General features: G+C 71.9%; 13 protein-coding genes. 7 read left to right on the top strand and 6 right to left on the bottom strand.

Annotation, left to right across the window (positions count from 1 at the left end; all coding sequences use genetic code 11):
* Positions 1-340: 340 nt before the first annotated feature.
* The 3 genes from ACZ5L9_RS16550 to dtd form a co-directional block, all read right to left on the bottom strand.
* The gene (locus tag ACZ5L9_RS16550) at positions 341-835 is read right to left on the bottom strand and encodes a GNAT family N-acetyltransferase (RefSeq protein ID WP_464529605.1); all 495 of its coding nucleotides are present in this window, start codon (positions 833-835) and stop codon (positions 341-343) included.
* 53 nt (positions 836-888) lie between these two features.
* A complete protein-coding gene (locus ACZ5L9_RS16545) occupies positions 889-1,071 on the bottom strand; it encodes a DUF5302 domain-containing protein (RefSeq protein ID WP_464529603.1) in 183 nt (60 codons plus the stop codon).
* A gap of 67 nt (positions 1,072-1,138) precedes the next feature.
* Positions 1,139-1,573, bottom strand: a complete 435-nt coding sequence (gene dtd, locus ACZ5L9_RS16540; RefSeq protein ID WP_464529601.1) for a D-aminoacyl-tRNA deacylase — start codon at positions 1,571-1,573, stop codon at positions 1,139-1,141.
* A gap of 64 nt (positions 1,574-1,637) precedes the next feature.
* Between dtd and ACZ5L9_RS16535 the strand changes: the two genes are divergently transcribed.
* Positions 1,638-2,936 (top strand): MFS transporter, encoded by a 1,299-nt coding sequence (locus ACZ5L9_RS16535; protein WP_464529599.1) that lies wholly within the window; start codon positions 1,638-1,640, stop codon positions 2,934-2,936.
* A 28-nt stretch (positions 2,937-2,964) separates the two neighbouring features.
* Here ACZ5L9_RS16535 and ACZ5L9_RS16530 read toward each other — a convergent pair whose 3' ends face one another.
* A complete protein-coding gene (locus tag ACZ5L9_RS16530) occupies positions 2,965-4,194 on the bottom strand; it encodes a SulP family inorganic anion transporter (RefSeq protein WP_464529597.1) in 1,230 nt (409 codons plus the stop codon).
* A gap of 120 nt (positions 4,195-4,314) precedes the next feature.
* Here ACZ5L9_RS16530 and ACZ5L9_RS16525 point away from each other — a divergent pair, with 120 nt between their 5' ends.
* Complete coding sequence (locus tag ACZ5L9_RS16525; protein ID WP_464529595.1) at positions 4,315-6,504, top strand: CocE/NonD family hydrolase; 2,190 nt, start codon at positions 4,315-4,317, stop codon at positions 6,502-6,504.
* Positions 6,505-6,546: 42 nt separating this feature from the next.
* Here the strand turns inward: ACZ5L9_RS16525 and ACZ5L9_RS16520 are convergent, their stop codons facing one another.
* Positions 6,547-6,942, bottom strand: a complete 396-nt coding sequence (locus tag ACZ5L9_RS16520) for an MmcQ/YjbR family DNA-binding protein (RefSeq protein ID WP_464529593.1) — start codon at positions 6,940-6,942, stop codon at positions 6,547-6,549.
* 13 nt (positions 6,943-6,955) lie between these two features.
* Positions 6,956-7,840, bottom strand: coding sequence for an LLM class F420-dependent oxidoreductase (locus ACZ5L9_RS16515; protein WP_464529591.1), 885 nt, complete (start codon positions 7,838-7,840; stop codon positions 6,956-6,958).
* A gap of 36 nt (positions 7,841-7,876) precedes the next feature.
* Here ACZ5L9_RS16515 and ACZ5L9_RS16510 point away from each other — a divergent pair, with 36 nt between their 5' ends.
* The 5 genes from ACZ5L9_RS16510 to ACZ5L9_RS16490 are packed head-to-tail and all read left to right on the top strand — an operon-like array spanning position 7,877 to position 15,596.
* Positions 7,877-8,590: a peptidylprolyl isomerase gene (locus ACZ5L9_RS16510; RefSeq protein ID WP_464529589.1), complete on the top strand. Its 714-nt coding sequence runs from the start codon at positions 7,877-7,879 to the stop codon at positions 8,588-8,590.
* A gap of 39 nt (positions 8,591-8,629) precedes the next feature.
* On the top strand, positions 8,630-8,911 hold the full coding sequence (locus ACZ5L9_RS16505; protein WP_464529587.1) for a Fe-S cluster assembly protein HesB: 282 nt from the start codon (positions 8,630-8,632) through the stop codon (positions 8,909-8,911).
* Between the two features lie 55 nt (positions 8,912-8,966).
* Positions 8,967-11,450, top strand: coding sequence for an aminopeptidase N (gene pepN / locus ACZ5L9_RS16500; protein ID WP_464529585.1), 2,484 nt, complete (start codon positions 8,967-8,969; stop codon positions 11,448-11,450).
* 10 nt (positions 11,451-11,460) lie between these two features.
* Complete coding sequence (locus ACZ5L9_RS16495) at positions 11,461-12,678, top strand: exonuclease SbcCD subunit D (RefSeq protein WP_464529582.1); 1,218 nt, start codon at positions 11,461-11,463, stop codon at positions 12,676-12,678.
* Positions 12,678-15,596 carry an AAA family ATPase gene (locus ACZ5L9_RS16490; protein WP_464529580.1) on the top strand — a complete coding sequence of 973 codons (2,919 nt, stop codon included), beginning with the start codon at positions 12,678-12,680 and terminating at the stop codon, positions 15,594-15,596. The genes ACZ5L9_RS16495 and ACZ5L9_RS16490 overlap by 1 nt, the downstream gene beginning before the upstream one ends.
* Positions 15,597-15,601 lie beyond the last annotated feature (5 nt).

Below are 15,601 nucleotides of genomic sequence, written 5' to 3'. Positions count from 1 at the left end.
GGTGGCTCTGAATCGTTTTGCGCCGGGTACGTTTCGGCTCCGTGAAGGAGCAAGCCACTGAAACGGATTCCGCCGCGCGCGCCCAGGCCCTCGTGGCCGTCCTTATCGGCACCTTGGCAACGGGCCATTGGTTCGGCGATCTACCGTGGTGCGTTGGGATCGTCCTCGGTGTCGTCCGATCCACCCCGGGGCGCACGCTGTCTCGACTCGTCCTGCCTAACCGCCGATAAGCGACATTATGTCATTCTGTAAGGCCTACTGGGTCGAGCGACCCTGCCTGTGCACTCTCCGACCACTCCACCGACGAAGCGCATCGCTCCGCCGAGGACGAGGCACCGTCTCAGGCGGTCGGTGCCCAGTCGGCGCGCAGGATCGCGTAGAGGTGACCGTCGCGGTAGGCGCCGTCGCGCCACTGCGCACCGCGCATGGTGCCCTCGCGGGTGAAGCCGGCACGTTCGAGGGCACGCTGCTCGGGCAGGTTCTCTGCGTCGGTGTAGGCCTCCACCCGGTTCACCGCGGTGTGCCGGAAGAACAGGTCGACCAGCTCGCGCTGCGCCTGCGTGCCGACACCCCGACCACGTGCAGCCGCGGCGAGCCAGATGCCGATCATCGGGTTCCGCGACGGCGCGTTCGGGCCCCACTGCTGCCAGATCCAGCTCACGTTGCCGACCAGTTCGCCGGAGGCGTCCACGATGCCGAGACCACCCGGCTGGTTGAGGTCGATGCCGGGGACCGAGGTGCGCGGCGGGCGGGGACCGAAGCTGTCCAGCGGCGCGTCTGCGCCGGTCAACAGCGGCAGGTCCGACTCGGTCAGCGGGCGCAGGCGAATGCTCACGGCACGAAAACTAGCGTCTACATCCGCCGGGACTCGGGCCGCCCCGCGAGGGCTCAGCCGGACTTGCGGCGGTGCACCCGCTTCCCACCCGCCGGGCCGTGCGCCTCGGCGTGGCCACGGTCGTGGCCGCCGTGCTCGACGCCTTGGTCGTGAGGCTGCTTGCGATCCAGCGCCTCGCGCATCCGGGCCTTCAGGTCGTCGTTCTGCGAATCCTGGGATGAACCGTTGTCAGACACCCCACCAGCGAAACACGTTCCACCGCAAAGGTCACGTGGATTCTCGGCCGCCTTCCCGGACGCGGGATCAGCCGGCGTCGGTGTCCAGCAGGATCGTGACGGGTCCATCGTTGACCGAGGCGACGTGCATGTGGGCGCCGAAGACGCCGCGCTCGACGTGGGCGCCCAGCGAGGCGAGCTCCGAGCAGAACGCCTCGTAGAGGGGCTCGGAGACACCTCCCGGCGCCGCGGCGGTCCAGGACGGGCGCCGGCCCTTGCGGGCATCGCCGTACAGCGTGAACTGCGAGATCACCAGGATCGGGGCGTCAAGGTCGGAGGCCGACTGCTCCCCCTCCAGGATCCGCAGACCCCAGATCTTGCGGGCCATCCACGCGACCTCCGCCGCTGCGTCGGCGTGACCGACGCCGAGCAGCACCAGCAGGCCCGCACCGGGCAGCTCCCCGACCTTCTCCCCCGCCACCTCGACCGAGGCCGATGACACCCTCGTCACGACTGCACGCACGAGGCGCAGCCTACGCAGCGATATGGCTTCGCCAGGTCCCACCGGGCGCTGGTTGAATGCGCCGGTGGCTCGTACCCCCAACCTGCTCTGGCACACGCTGATCCACCTGCGTGGCAACCCGCGCGCCTGCGTGTGGACCGAGCCACTGTGGGGGCTGTCGATGGCGCTGGTGCTGCCGTACATGTCGGTCTTCATGCTCGCCCTCGGCGTGCACGACGCCCAGATCGGCCTCATCGCCAGCCTCGGGATGGTCTCCCAGGTCTTCTTCGGCCTGGCCGGCGGCATCATCACCGACCGGATGGGCCGGCGCGCCACGACGGCGTGGTTCGACATCACCGCGTGGGTGATCCCGTGCATCCTGTGGGCGGTGGCCCAGAACTTCTGGGTCTTCCTGGCCGGATCGATCCTCAACGGCACCCTCCAGATCACCCAGAACTCCTGGGACTGCCTCATGGTCGAGGACGCGGAGCGCGGGCAGATCACCCGGATCTACGCGCTCGTACGGGTCGCGGCCGACTGCTCGGCGCTCTTCGCCCCGATCGCCGCGGTCCTGGTCTCCCAGCTCGGCCTCGAGCCGGCCGTACGGATCCTGTTCGTCAACGCCGCCATCGTGATGACCGCGAAAACGATCTGGCTCTATCTCTGGTCCACCGAGACCCGCCAGGGCCGTGTCCGGATGGAGGAGACCCAGCACGAGTCGGTGGTCCAGCTGCTCAAGGGCTACCGACACGCGGTCACCCTCCTGGGCCGCTCCCCCGGCTCCCGGCTGGCGCTGGTCATCGCCGGCCTGGTCGCCGCGGTGACGCTGATCGACAGCACCTTCTGGCAGGTCGTGATCAGCCAGCGGTTGCACGTACCGGACCCGGCCCTGCCGTTCTTCCCGATGGCCCGCTCGCTGATGTCGGTGGTCTTCCTCTTCACCCTCATCCCGCGGCTCAGCACCGGCGTCGACCTCAAGCACGGCACGCTGTGGGGCTTCGGGGTCTACTTCGCCGGGCAGGTCGTGCTGGTCGCGATCCCGGTCGTGCACGGCGGCCCCACCGCCGAGACGTACGCCGCGCTGGGGATCTGCCTCGTGCTCGACAGCTTCGGCGCAGGCATCCTCTACATGCTCTCGGAGTCGCTGGTCGCGCTCCACGTCGACGAGGCCGAGCGCTCCCGGGTGATGGCGGTGCAGCGCACGGTGATCATGCTCGCGGCCGCGCCGTTCGGGTGGATCTCGGGCTGGCTCTCCGGGATCGACCGCGCCTATCCGTTCTGGCTCACCGCCGCGCTGCTGCTCATCGGCCTCGCCCTGGTCGCCACCCGCTGGGTGCCGGTGCACGCCGGCGACCACCCGCTCGCCGAGCCCGAGCTGGTGTGAACGGCCGCCGCGTCACGCGGCGCCGGGGTCAGACGGGGAGAACGTCCGCGAGCGGGTCGTCCTCGACGATCGTGTCGTCGTCGCGACGGCCACGCGCGAGCAGTGCGTAGAGGACCGAGCCGACCACCACGCCGATCGCGAGGTTGCCGGTGGCGACCACGACGACCACCGTCACCACCATCACGACCGCCTCGAGGCGGGGCGTACGCGGCAGGGTGCGCAGGCTGACCCAGTCGAAGGTGCCGACCGCGACCATGATCATCACCGCGGCGAGGGCAGCCATCGGGATCCGGCCGACGACGTCCCGCAGCGCCACCAGCAGCACGAGCAGGAAGGCGCCCGCGAGGAACGTTGAGATCCGGGTCCGTGCACCCGACTGGCGCACGTTGATCATGGTCTGGCCGATCATCGCGCAGCCGCCCATCCCGCCGAAGAGGCCGGTGACGAGGTTCGCGATCCCCTGGCCGCGCGACTCGCGGTCCTTGTCGGAGGTGGTGCCGGTGATCTCGTCGACGAAGCTGGCCGTCATCAGGGACTCCATCAGGCCGACCGCCGCCAGGCCCAGCGCGTACGGCGCGATGATGCGCAGGGTCTCCCACGTCCACGGCACGTCTGGCAGGCCGAACGGCGGCAGACTGGTCGGCAGGGCGCCCTTGTCGCTGACCGTCGGGACGTCCAGACCACTCCCCCACGCCACCGCCGTCAGCACCACGATCGCCACCAGCGGCGCCGGCACGACCTTGGTCGCGCGGGGCACCAGCACGATGAGCGCGATCGCGACCGCCGCCAGCGGGTAGACCTGCCACGGCACGTCGTGCAGGTTCTCCCACTGCGCCTTGGCCAGCAGGATGCCGAGCGCGTTGACGAAGCCGATCATCACCGCGCGCGGCACGAAACGCATCAGCCGCCCGATCCGGAGCACCCCGAGCACCACCTGGATCGCGCCGCCGAGCAGCACGGTCGCCACGAGGTAGTCGAGGCCGTGCTCGCGCGCGACCGGCGCGACCACGAGCGCGACAGCGCCCGTCGCCGCCGAGATCATCGCCGGACGTCCCCCGACGATGGAGATCGTGATCGCCATCGTCACCGAGGCCCACAGCCCGACCCGCGGGTCGACGCCGGCGATCACCGAGAACGAGATCGCCTCCGGGATCAACGCGAGCGCGACGACCAGGCCGCCGAGCGCCTCGATGCGCAGCAGCCGGGGTGAGCGCAGCGCCGTACGGACGTCGATCGGCGAGGGCAGGGCGAGGGACAAGCGAGGCTCCAGATCATCGGCGCGGACGCCGAACCTTAACCGGAGACCGGTCCCGGAACCGCCTCGCCGTACCTGGCAGTAACCGCCTTGCCGCGTGATCGTTGACGTGACATGCGTCGCATGCTGAGCCTGCTCCTCGCCCTTCTCGCCGGGCCGACCGGTCTGCTCGCCGCCCCACTGGGCGGTGCGGCGCACGCCGCCTCCTCCACGTCCACGGCCACCGCCTCCGATACCTGGACGCCGCGGCCCGCGGACTACGCCCAGACGGTCACCCGCACCGACCTGCCGATCACGATGGATGACGGCACCGTGCTGCGCGCCGATCTCACCCTCCCCGCCGGCGCCGACGGCAAGGCGATCACCACCAAGGTGCCGGTGATCGTGACGATCACCGCCTACAACAAGTCGGCCTCCCAGGTCCCGGGAGTCGGTGACGTGCTGTCGGGCGCGGATCCGACGTACCTGGTCAAGCGCGGCTACGCCCAGCTCACCGTCGACGCCCGCGGCACCGGCTCCAGCGAGGGCACCTGGTGCGCGTTCTGCACGCGCGAGACCCAGGACTACGGCGAGGTGATGAACTGGGCGCACGCACAGCCGTGGAGCAACGGCGACACCGCGATGACCGGGCCGAGCTACATGGGCATCGACCAGATCTTCGCCGCTGCGGAGCACCCGGCCGGGCTCAAGGCGATCTTCCCGCAGGTCCCGGCCGCCGACGTCTACCGCGACGTGGTCGCCAGCGGCGGCCAGATCGACGTCGGCTTCATCCCGCTGTGGATCGGACTGGTCACCCTGACCGGCATCGTCCCGCCGGCCGTCACCGCCACCGACCCGGTCTCCGGGTTGACCGCTCTCGTGCAGCATCTCACCGACCTGGCCAGCTGGAGCGGCCCGACGATCCTGAGCGCGCTCGGCGGCCAGCAGGACGCCTACGACGGCGACTTCTACGCCCAGCGCTCCCCCATCAACGTGATCGACAAGGTCGACGTGCCGACGTTCCTGGTCGGCGGCGAGTACGACCTGTTCCAGCGCGGCACTCCCCTGCTCTTCGAGAACCTCCAGAGCCGCGGCGTGCCGACCAAGATGATCATCGGCCCGTGGAACCACCTCCAAGGGTCCTCCGGCGAAGGCGTCGCGGACGCGGGCCACGGGTCCCTGTCCGAGCTCCAGCTGCGGTGGTTCGACCACTACGTGAAGGGGCTGCCCGACCCCGACCTCGACAGCCCGAAGAGCACGATCGCGCCGATCACCTACTGGGAGCAGGGCAGCGACCAGTGGCGTACCGCCGGCCGCTGGGTCGACCCCGCCGACACCAGCGCGACCGTCGAGCCGCTCTCCGGCAGCGCCTCCCTCGGCAGGCAGGGCACGCTCGGCCTCGCGCCGACCGCCACCGACCAGACCTCGACGGTCCTGCCGAACCCGGTCGCCGGACTGTGCTCGCGCTCCACCGATCAGTGGACCGCCGGCCTGGCCAGCGAGCTGCAGCTGTTCAACAGCACCTGCTTCGACAGCAACAGCGTCAACAGCCAGATGTCGACCGCGTTCCGCACCGCGCCGCTCACCCGGCACCTGCCGATCTTCGGCCCGATCGATGCTCGGCTCTACGTCTCCAGTCCGACCGGCGACGGCCTGCTCTCGGTCGCCATCGACGACGTCGCACCCGACGGCTCGGTCTCGCGGCTGACCGGTGGCTGGCAGATGATCTCGCTGCGCGCCCTCGACACCGCCAGGACGCGCTACCTCGACGGCAAGGTGCTGCAGCCGTACCACCCGTTCACCCGGGCCTCGCAGGCCGCCGCCGAGCCCGGGCAGGTCGTGCCGGTCGACGTCGAGCTGTTCCCCACCGGCGCCGACATCCAGCCCGGACACCGCCTCGAGCTGACCGTGCAGTCCTTCGACGTTCCGCACCTGCTGCCGACCCTGCCCGACCTCGCCGGCACGCTCGCCCCGATCACAGTGCACTCCTCGACCACCTACCCCTCGGCGCTGGTGCTGCCGACGCGCGACAAGGCGTACGACGACGGCGTCGCCATCCCGGTCGACGGGCCCGACGTCGCGACCCCCGGCGCGAGCGGCGACATCGCCGCCGCCCACCTCCGGGTGCGCGTCCACGGCCGCTCCGTGGTCGTCACGTCGACGGCGCCCGGTCGGATCCGGCTGAGCATCGACGGCCGGATGAGCACCACGAAGCGCCTCGTCCATCGGCACGCGACCTTCCGGCTGCCGCGGCTCGCCCCCGGTCTCCACCGGGTGCGGGCGGTCTACCTCGGTAGGCCGCGGGTCGCCGTGGTCAAGGCGTTCCGGCACTGACGCCCCGAACCAGCGACCCCGGAAGCGTCGGCCCCGGGCGGATCAGGCGCCGTCGAGGAAGGCCCTCGCGAGCCGCTTGGGAGCCCGGGCCAGCCACGCATCGGTGATCAGCTCGCGCAGCTCCTCGCCGTCGATGGCGGCCAGCTCCACGAGCACCGCCGGGTAGCCGCTGAAGTGCGGCACGTGGAACACGCCGGGGACCGAGGCGAGCACGGCCTCCTTGTCCTCCGTCGGCACCCGGACGGCGACGATCTCGCCGCCTGGGACGCGCTCACCGGCAGCCTCCAGGTCGGCGACGTCGCGCTGGCGCAGCGGCCGCTCCCACACAAAGGCCTTGCCGCCGACCGCCCAGCCGGTGAGGTGGTCGTGTCCGTGCGCGCCCTCGGTCACCTCGGGCAGTGCCGAGGCGACCGAGCGGACGTCGTCGAGCGTGGCCATGACGGCGGCGCTGTCAGCCGATCTGCTTGAGGCGCGGGAGGACCCGCTCGACCAGCTCGGTGGTGTAGCCGACCGGGTCGTCGACGCCGGGCACGATCGTGCACGTGTAGAGCGTGATGCCGAGCTTGGCGTACTCCTCCATCTCCTTGAGGTACGCGTCGGTGTCGTGGACCGGATCGATGCCGCCGCCACCGCCCAGCGTCTTCTCGATCGTGTCGTAGTCGCGACCGACGTCGGCACAGTGCTGACGCAGCACGTCGAGCTTGTGCTTGATGCCCTCGACGCCCTCGCGGGCGAAGAGGTGGGTGACGTCGCCGTACTGGGCAACCAGGCGCAGCGTCTTCCGCTCCCCTCCCCCGCCGATCATGATCGGGATCGACCCGCGGACCGGCTGCGGCAGCGAGATCGTCTCGGCGAGCCGGTAGTGCGTGCCGTCGTACGGGCCGTCGTCGTCCGACCACATCTGCCGGGCGATCTGGATCGCCTCCTCGAGCCGCTCGAAGCGCTCCTTGAGCGGCGGGAACGGCACGCCGAGTCCGGCGTGCTCGCGGTCGTACCAGGCCGCCCCGATGCCGAGCAGCGCCCGGCCGCCGGAGAGCACGTCGAGGGTGGTGACGGTCTTGGCGAGCAGGCCGGGGTGACGGTAGGTCACGCCGGTGACGAGCATCGAGAGCCGGACGTTCTCCGTGATGCCGGCGAGGTAGCCCAGGGCGGTGTAGCCCTCGAGCATGGGCTCGAACGGGCCGCCGAACGCCTCCATCTGGAACCAGTGGTCCATCACGGTCAGGAGGTCGGCGCCGCCCTGGTCGGCGATCTTGGCCGACTCGGTGAAGCGCGGGAGCAGCTGGGTCTGCCAATCGGGGTTGGTGAAGTTCGCGTAGTGGAGGCCGAGGTCCATGCTCGCGACACTAGTCCTCACCCCTAGGCTCGGGACATGCTCCAGCGCGCCTCGTACGCCCTTCTGGCCGTCGCTCCCCTCATCCTGCTCGCCGGTTGCGGCAGCAACGACACGGCCTCGGACGACGGCGCGGGCGCCAGCACCTCCGCGTCGATGTCGGCCACGGCCTCCGCGACCGCGGCCGGCACCTGCGACTTCACGACCGATCCCGCCGGCTCGGCCGGCAAGGACGTCAGCCTGCCGCCGGCGACGCCGGACGTCTCCGGCACGGTGCAGGCGACGATCCACACCTCGGTCGGCGACCTGCGCATCTCGCTCGACGCGGACGCGGCGCCGTGCACGGTCGACTCCTTCGTCTCGCTGGCGAAGCAGGGCTACTACGACGACAGCAGCTGCCACCGGCTCGGCACGGTCCCGGGGTTCCAGATGCTCCAGTGCGGCGACCCGACCGGCACCGGCTCGGGCGGCCCGGGCTACACCATCCCGGACGAGGTCACGGGCACCGAGACGTACCCCGCCGGCACGCTGGCGATGGCGAACACCGGGGCCCCGCACAGCGGCGGCAGCCAGTTCTTCATGGTGTTCGGCGACACCCAGCTGGACCCGAACTACACCGTCTTCGGGACGCTGGACGCCGCCGCGATCAAGACCCTGGCGAAGGTCGGCGCGGCCGGCACCGACAACAGCGAGGCACAGGGCGTCGGCAAGCCGAAGACGACTGTGACCTTCACCTCGATCACCATCGGCTGACCCCCGTGTGAGGCCCGGGGCATGGGGTAACGGGGACCCATGCTCACTCTCACCGAGAACGCAAGCACCATCGTCAAGAACATCACCCAGCGCCCGCAGGCCCCCGACTCCGCCGGGCTGCGGATCTCCTCCGACGAGGCCACCCAGACCTTCGAGGTGACCGCCACCCCCGACGCCAGCCCGGGCGACCAGATCGTCGAGCAGGACGGCGCCACCGTCTACCTGGACGCGCGCGCCGCCGAGCTGCTCGAGGACAAGGTCCTCGACGCGGCCGTCGACCCCGAGGGCCGGGTGGAGTTCGCGCTCGGGCCGCAGGCCTGAGCCGCTGCACGACCACTGCCGTGGCGGTCACGTACGGGCTCGTTAGGCTGCGTACGTGACCGCCCAGCACCCGTTCCAGAGTCTTCAGCGCACCGAGGCGGAGGCCCGTCGGGCCCTGCTGGAGGTGCTCGCGTACGACGTCTCCCTCGATCTGGCGACCAGTGAGACCGAGTACGCCTCGACGACTGTCATCCGCTTCCGCTCCGGCGGGGGCGAGACGTTCGTCGACCTCAAGCCGCTGCGGCTGCACGCGATCCGGCTGAACGGATCGCCCCTCGATGTCGATCTCCTCGAGCGCGGGCGCTTCCCGCTCGAGACCGCCGCCGGCGAGAACGAGCTCGTCGTCGAGGCCACCATGCGCTTCCGCAACGACGGCGAGGGGCTGCACCGCTCGACCGATCCCGCCGACGGGCGCCAGTACGTCTACGGCATGGCCTTCATGGATGCCGCCCCCTCGATCTTCGCCTGCTTCGACCAGCCCGACCTGAAGGCGCCCTACACGCTGCACGTCCGGGCGCCGCGGGAGTGGATCGTCGTCGGCAACGCACCGGGCGAGCAGGTCGAGCCGGGGGTGTGGGAGTTCCAGGAGAGCCAGCCGCTGTCGACGTACTTCGTCACGCTCGTCGCAGGGCCGTACCACCTGATCCGCGACGAGCACCGCGACGCCGAGGGGACGATCCCGCTCGGTCTCTCGGCTCGCGCCAGCCTGGCCAAGGACCTGGACAAGGACGCGGGCGAGCTCTTCACCCTCACCAAGCAGTGCTTCGACGAGTACCACCGGCTCTTCGGCATCCGCTACGCGTTCGGCGACTACCACCAGGCCTTCGTGCCGGAGTTCAACGCCGGCGCGATGGAGAACCCCGGCTGTGTCACGTTCCGCGACCCGCTCATCTTCACCTCGCGGGTCACCCGTGGCACCCGGATCCAGCGGGCGACCACCGTCGCGCACGAGATGGCCCACCAGTGGTTCGGCAACCTCGTCACCCCGCGCTGGTGGGACGACCTGTGGCTCAACGAGTCGTTCGCCGAGTACATGGGCAACCGCGTGACGGCCGACGTCACCGAGTACTCCGACGCCTGGGCCGACCTCTCCTATGCGCGCCGCCAGTGGGGCCTGGTCGCCGATCAGCGGCCCTCCACGCACCCGGTCGCCGGCAACGGCGCCGTCGACGCGGTGGCGGCGCTGCAGGACTTCGACGGCATCTCGTACGCCAAGGGCTCGGCGATCCTGCGCCAGCTCGCCGCCACCCTCGGCGACGACGTCTTCTTCGCCGGCGCCATCGACCACTTCACCACCCACCGCTTCGGCAACGCGACCATGCACGACCTGCTCGGCTCATGGCAGAAGGCGGGCGCCGGCGACCTGTCCGGCTTCTCGGCACAGTGGCTGCGCACCGCCGGTCCCGACACCATCACCTTCGATCGCGCCGCCGCCGAACTCGTGCGGACGCCGCCCGCGGAGCATCCCGCGGACCGTACGCACGCCTTCACGGTCGCGGTGAGCGACGACGACGGCCGCTGGCACCGCCACGAGGTCGCCGTCGACGGCGAGCGGACCCCGGCGGATGGTCTCGACGGCGCGGCGATCGTGCTGGACCCCGACGACGACACCTGGGCGGTGATGATCCCCGACCAGGAGACCGTCGAGGCGCTCAAGACGCAGCTGGCAGGTGTGCCGGACGGGCGGTTGCGCGCGGGCATCTGGAACAACCTGCGCAACGGCTTCCACAACGCGGCGGTCTCGCCGGCCGATGTCATCGACATCGCCGCGGCCAGCCTGCCCGTGGAGGACACCGAGGACACCGCTCGGCGCACGCTCGGCTGGCTCCTGCGCGACGTCGTGCCGCTGGCGGCCGACGGCTCCCTGGCCCGGCTGCACCAGGCCGCCAACGCCAAGCTGGCCGCGACCGACGTCGGCTCGGAGGAGCAGCTCGCCGCCTTCCGCACCGCGATCCGCTCGGCCGAGGACGCGGACGCGCTGCGGGTGTGGCTCGCGGCGACGCCCGACGGGATCGAGCTCGACCTGGACCTGCGCTGGCGGATCCTGGGCCGGCTCGCCACGCTCGGCGCGATCGACCGCGCCGAGCTGCAGGCGGCCTTCGACGCCGAGCCCGCCAACGACGCCCGGGTGGCGCTGACCGGGGCGCTGTGCTCGCTGCCGGACGAGGAGGCGAAGGCGTACGCGTGGTCGGTCTTCACCGGCGAGACGGACCTGCCCAACTACGACGTGGTCGCCGCGGGCCACGGCCTCTGGCGCGGCCCTGTCGAGCTGACGGATCCCTACGTCGCCCGCTACTTCGAGGAGCTGCCCGCAACCGTCAACGCCCGCTCGGGCTGGGTGCTGGCCACGGCGGCGGAGGCGTTCTTCCCCGCCGGCGCGGTCACCGAGGAGACGCTCGCCCGCGCCCGCGCCGCGATCGATCTTCCCGGGCTGGACCTCTCGCTGCGGCGTGTGCTGGTCGACTGCACCGACCAGCTGGCCCGCCAGCTTGCGACGGTGACCGCGTGGCCTCCCAAAACTGTCGGCGGTGCCGTCTAGTTTCTTTGCCATGCGGATCCTGCACACCTCCGACTGGCACCTGGGGAGGTCCTTCCACCGGGAGGGCATGCTCACCCACCAGGCTGTCTTCGTCGACCACCTCCTCGAGGTGGTCGAGCGTGAGCGGGTCGACCTGGTCGTCGTGGCCGGCGACATCTACGACCGGGCGTTGCCGCAGGTCGACGCGGTGCGGCTGGCCTCCGAGACCCTCGCGCGCCTGGCCGCCTCCCGCGCCAAGGTGGTGCTGACGAGCGGCAACCACGACTCCGCGCAGCGGCTCGGCTTCGGCTCGGAGCTGATCGACGCCGCCGGCGTCTTCATCCGTACGGACGCCTCGCGCGTCGACGCCCCGGTCGTGCTCGGCGACGAGCACGGCGAGGTCGCGGTCTATGGCATCCCCTACCTCGATCCCGACACCGTCCGCGAGCCGTGGCAGCTCTCCGCACGCTCGCACGCGGCGGCGCTCGGCGAGGCCATGCGCCGCGTGCGGACCGATCTCGCCGGGCGCGGCCGCGCCCGCTCCATCGTGCTCGCCCACGCCTTCGTCGCGGGGCGCGCCGAGGACGCCGACGGGCTGGCGAGCGACTCCGAGCGCGACATCTCGGTCGGAGGGGTCTCGATCGTGCCGACCAACGTCTTCGACGGCGTCTCCTACGCCGCGCTCGGGCACCTCCACGGTCGGCACACGCTCAGCGAGACGGTCCGCTACAGCGGCTCGCCGCTGGCCTACTCGTTCTCCGAGGGCCGCCAGCGGAAGGGCTCCTGGCTGATCGAGCTGGACGCCGACGGCGTGAGCCGAGCGGAGTTCGTCGACGCACCGGTCCCACGCCCGCTGGCGACCCTGCGCGGCGACCTCGAGACGCTGCTCGCCGACCCGGCGCTCTCCGAGCACGAGGGCTCCTGGCTGCAGGTGACGCTCACCGACACCGTCCGGCCGCTGCAGGCGATGGACCGGCTGCGCCGCCGCTTCCCGCACACCCTGATGCTCGGCTTCGCCTCGACCGCTCCCGTCATCGGCGGCCTGTCGCACCAGCACGGTCCGGCCCGGCGCGACCGGGACCTGGTCGCCGACTTCATCGCCGAGCTGCGCGGAGCGCCGGCCGGCGCCGACGAGCTCGTCCTGCTCGGGCGGGCGGTCGATGCCTGCTGCGAGGACACCGACGTCGACATGCACCTCGGCGAGGCGTCCGCGGCGATCGAAGAGGAATGGGCGGAGGTGCTCTTCTGATGCGCCTGCACCATCTCGAGGTCACCGCCTTCGGCCCCTTCGCCGGCACCGTCTCGGTGGACCTCGACCACCTCTCCTCGGCCGGGCTCTTCCTGCTCTCCGGCCCGACGGGCGCCGGCAAGACCAGCGTGCTCGACGCGGTCTGCTTCGCGCTCTACGGCGACGTCCCGGGCGATCGGGCCACCGCGAAGCGGTTGCGCTGCGACCAGGCCGCCCCCGGCGCCGCGCCGCGCGTCGTCCTGGAAGCGACCCTCGCCGGGCGTCGCTTCCGGATCAGCCGCTCGCCGTCATGGGACCGGCCGAAGAAGCGCGGCAGCGGCGTGACCACCGAGCAGGCCTCGGTCGTCCTCCAGGAACAGCGCGGCGGCTCCTGGTTCACCCTGACGACCCGGCTCGACGAGGCCGGCTACCTCATCACCGACCTCCTCGGCATGACCCTGCTGCAGTTCACGCAGGTCGCGCTCCTCCCCCAGGGTCGCTTCCAGTCGTTCCTCCGAGCGAAGTCGGAGGAACGCAAGCAGCTGCTCCAGCGGCTCTTCCGCACCGAGCGGTTCACCGACGTCGAGCGCTGGCTCCGCGACCACCGCATCGAGCTCCGACGGCGCAGCGAGAGCCTCAACCAGCGTGTGGCCGACGCGATCAGCCGACTCAGTGAGGCGACCGAGACGCCGCTCGCCAACGGCTGGGACCTCGGCGATCTGAGCCTGCCCGCCGGCGACGGAGAGATGATCGGCTGGGTCGACACCATCGAGAAGCGCCTCCACGACGACCACCTGACGAGCTGCGCCACGGCCGGCGACGCCGTCGCCGCCGAGGGCATCGCCCGCAAGACGCTGGAGGAGGCCCGCGCCTTCACGCAGGCCCGCCGGCGCCACGACGAGGCCGCCGCCGAGCACGCCGTCCTGAGCGCCGAGGCTGACGAGATCACCGCCCTCGCCGAGCGCGTCGAGGCCGCTCGCCGGGCCGCCACCGTGATGCCGGTCCGTGCCCTCGCCGCGCGTGCCCGCGCCCAGCACGAGGCGGCCCATGCCGCAGCCCCGGCCGACGCGCTGCTCACCGACGCGACCACCGCGCACCGCGAGCAGGTCCGCCTGGTCGACGCCGCCCGTGCCCTCCTCCCCCAGGAACAGCGCCGCGACCGGGTCGCGACCGACGTCGCCCGTGCCGCTGCCGCCCACGAGCGGCTCGTCGAGGAGGTCGCCGCACTCACCGAGCGCGCCACCGCGGCGCCCGCCCGGATCGACGCACTGCGCGCCGATCTCGAGGCGGCCCGCGCGGCGGCATCACGCGTCGAGGCGCTGAGCGTCCGCGCACGGGCCTACGCCGAGGCCGATCGCCTCGCGGCTCTCGTCGCAGACGCCAAGGAGGCCCACGCCCTCTCCCGCACGACCTCCCTCGAGCTGCGCGGGCAGGCGCTCGACGTACGGGCCGCTCGGCTCGACAGCATGGCCGCCGAGCTCGCCGGCGGACTCGCGGTCGGCGCCTGCTGCCCGGTCTGCGGCTCCGACGAGCATCCTCGCAAGGCCGCGCCGTCGGCCGACGCGCCGGATGCCGAGGCCGAGAAGGCCGCGCAGAAGGCCGCCGACGACGCCAGCGCGATCGAGCACCTGCGCAGCCTCGAGGTACAGGACCTGACCACGCGCCTTGGTTTCACCCGCGAGCAGGCGGGCCCCGAGGCCGAGCGCGCGGAGATCGGCACCGACCTCGCGGCCGCGCAGGCGCTGGCCGCGACAGCGGCCGGGGTCGAGGCCGATCTCGCCGCGGCGCTCCGTGCTACCGATACGGACGCCAAGCGCCTCACCGAGGTCACCGCCCAGGCGGCCTCCGCCCGGACGGCCCACGACGGCCTCACCCGCGAGCACGTCGAGCTCGCCGCCTTGCTCGCCGAGGCGCTCGCGGACACCGACGCGACGAGCATCGCCGCCCTGCTCGCCGAGCGCGAGCGCACCGCGCGCACCGCGGCCACCCTGGTGGAGCGGCTCGATGCACGGGACCGGGCCGCCTCGGCGCGTGCCGAGAGCGAGCAGGCTCTCGCCGAGGCCCTGAGCCACGCCGGGTTCGAGGACGCCGACTCCGCCGCGGCCGCTGCGCTCGGAGCGGACGAGATCGACACGGTGACCGCACGACTCAAGCGCCACGAGCGCCGGATGGCCGTCGTCGGGGCGATCCTCGCCGAGCCGCAGGCAGCGACCCTGGCGACCCGAGCCCTGCCGGATCTCCCGGCCCTGATCACGGCGCACGAGGCTGCGCTCGAGGCGATGGGGCGTGCCCAGGCGGCCGTGGCCGCGGGTGCGACGACCCTGGCCCGGCTCGGTGAGCTCCGCGAGGAGCTCGACGGCGCACTCTCCGCGTGGGGCCCGCTGCGCGGCGACCTCGCCACCGCGACGCAGCTCGCCGCGTTCGCGGAGGGCAAGAGCGCCGACAACCAGCTCCAGATGTCGCTCTCCGCCTACGTCGTCGCCTACCGGCTCACCCAGGTCGTCGAAGCTGCCAACGAGCGCCTGACCACGATGACCGACCAGCGATACCAGCTTGAGCACACCGCCTCGCGTGCTGCCGGTGATCGCCGCGGCGGTCTCGCACTACTGATCCGCGACGACTGGTCGGGCGAGACCCGCGACCCTGCGACACTCTCCGGTGGCGAGACGTTCGTCGTCTCCCTCGCCCTGGCACTGGGGCTGGCCGACGTGATCAGCCACGAGGCCGGCGGCGCGATGCTCGAGACGCTCTTCGTCGACGAGGGCTTCGGCTCCCTCGACGCCGAGACCCTCGACGACGTGATGGCGGTCCTCGACGGTCTGCGCGACGGCGGCCGCGTCGTGGGCGTCGTCAGCCACGTCGCCGAGCTGCGCGACCGGATCCCCACCCAGCTGCTGGTCACCAAGTCACGCGCAGGATCCACGCTGGCCGTGCGCTGACTCGG

It is taken from the genome of Nocardioides sp. JCM 18998, from assembly GCF_055391535.1.
The sequence above is the reverse complement of the archived record's forward strand: the minus strand, read 5'-3'. Positions and strand labels throughout refer to the sequence as shown.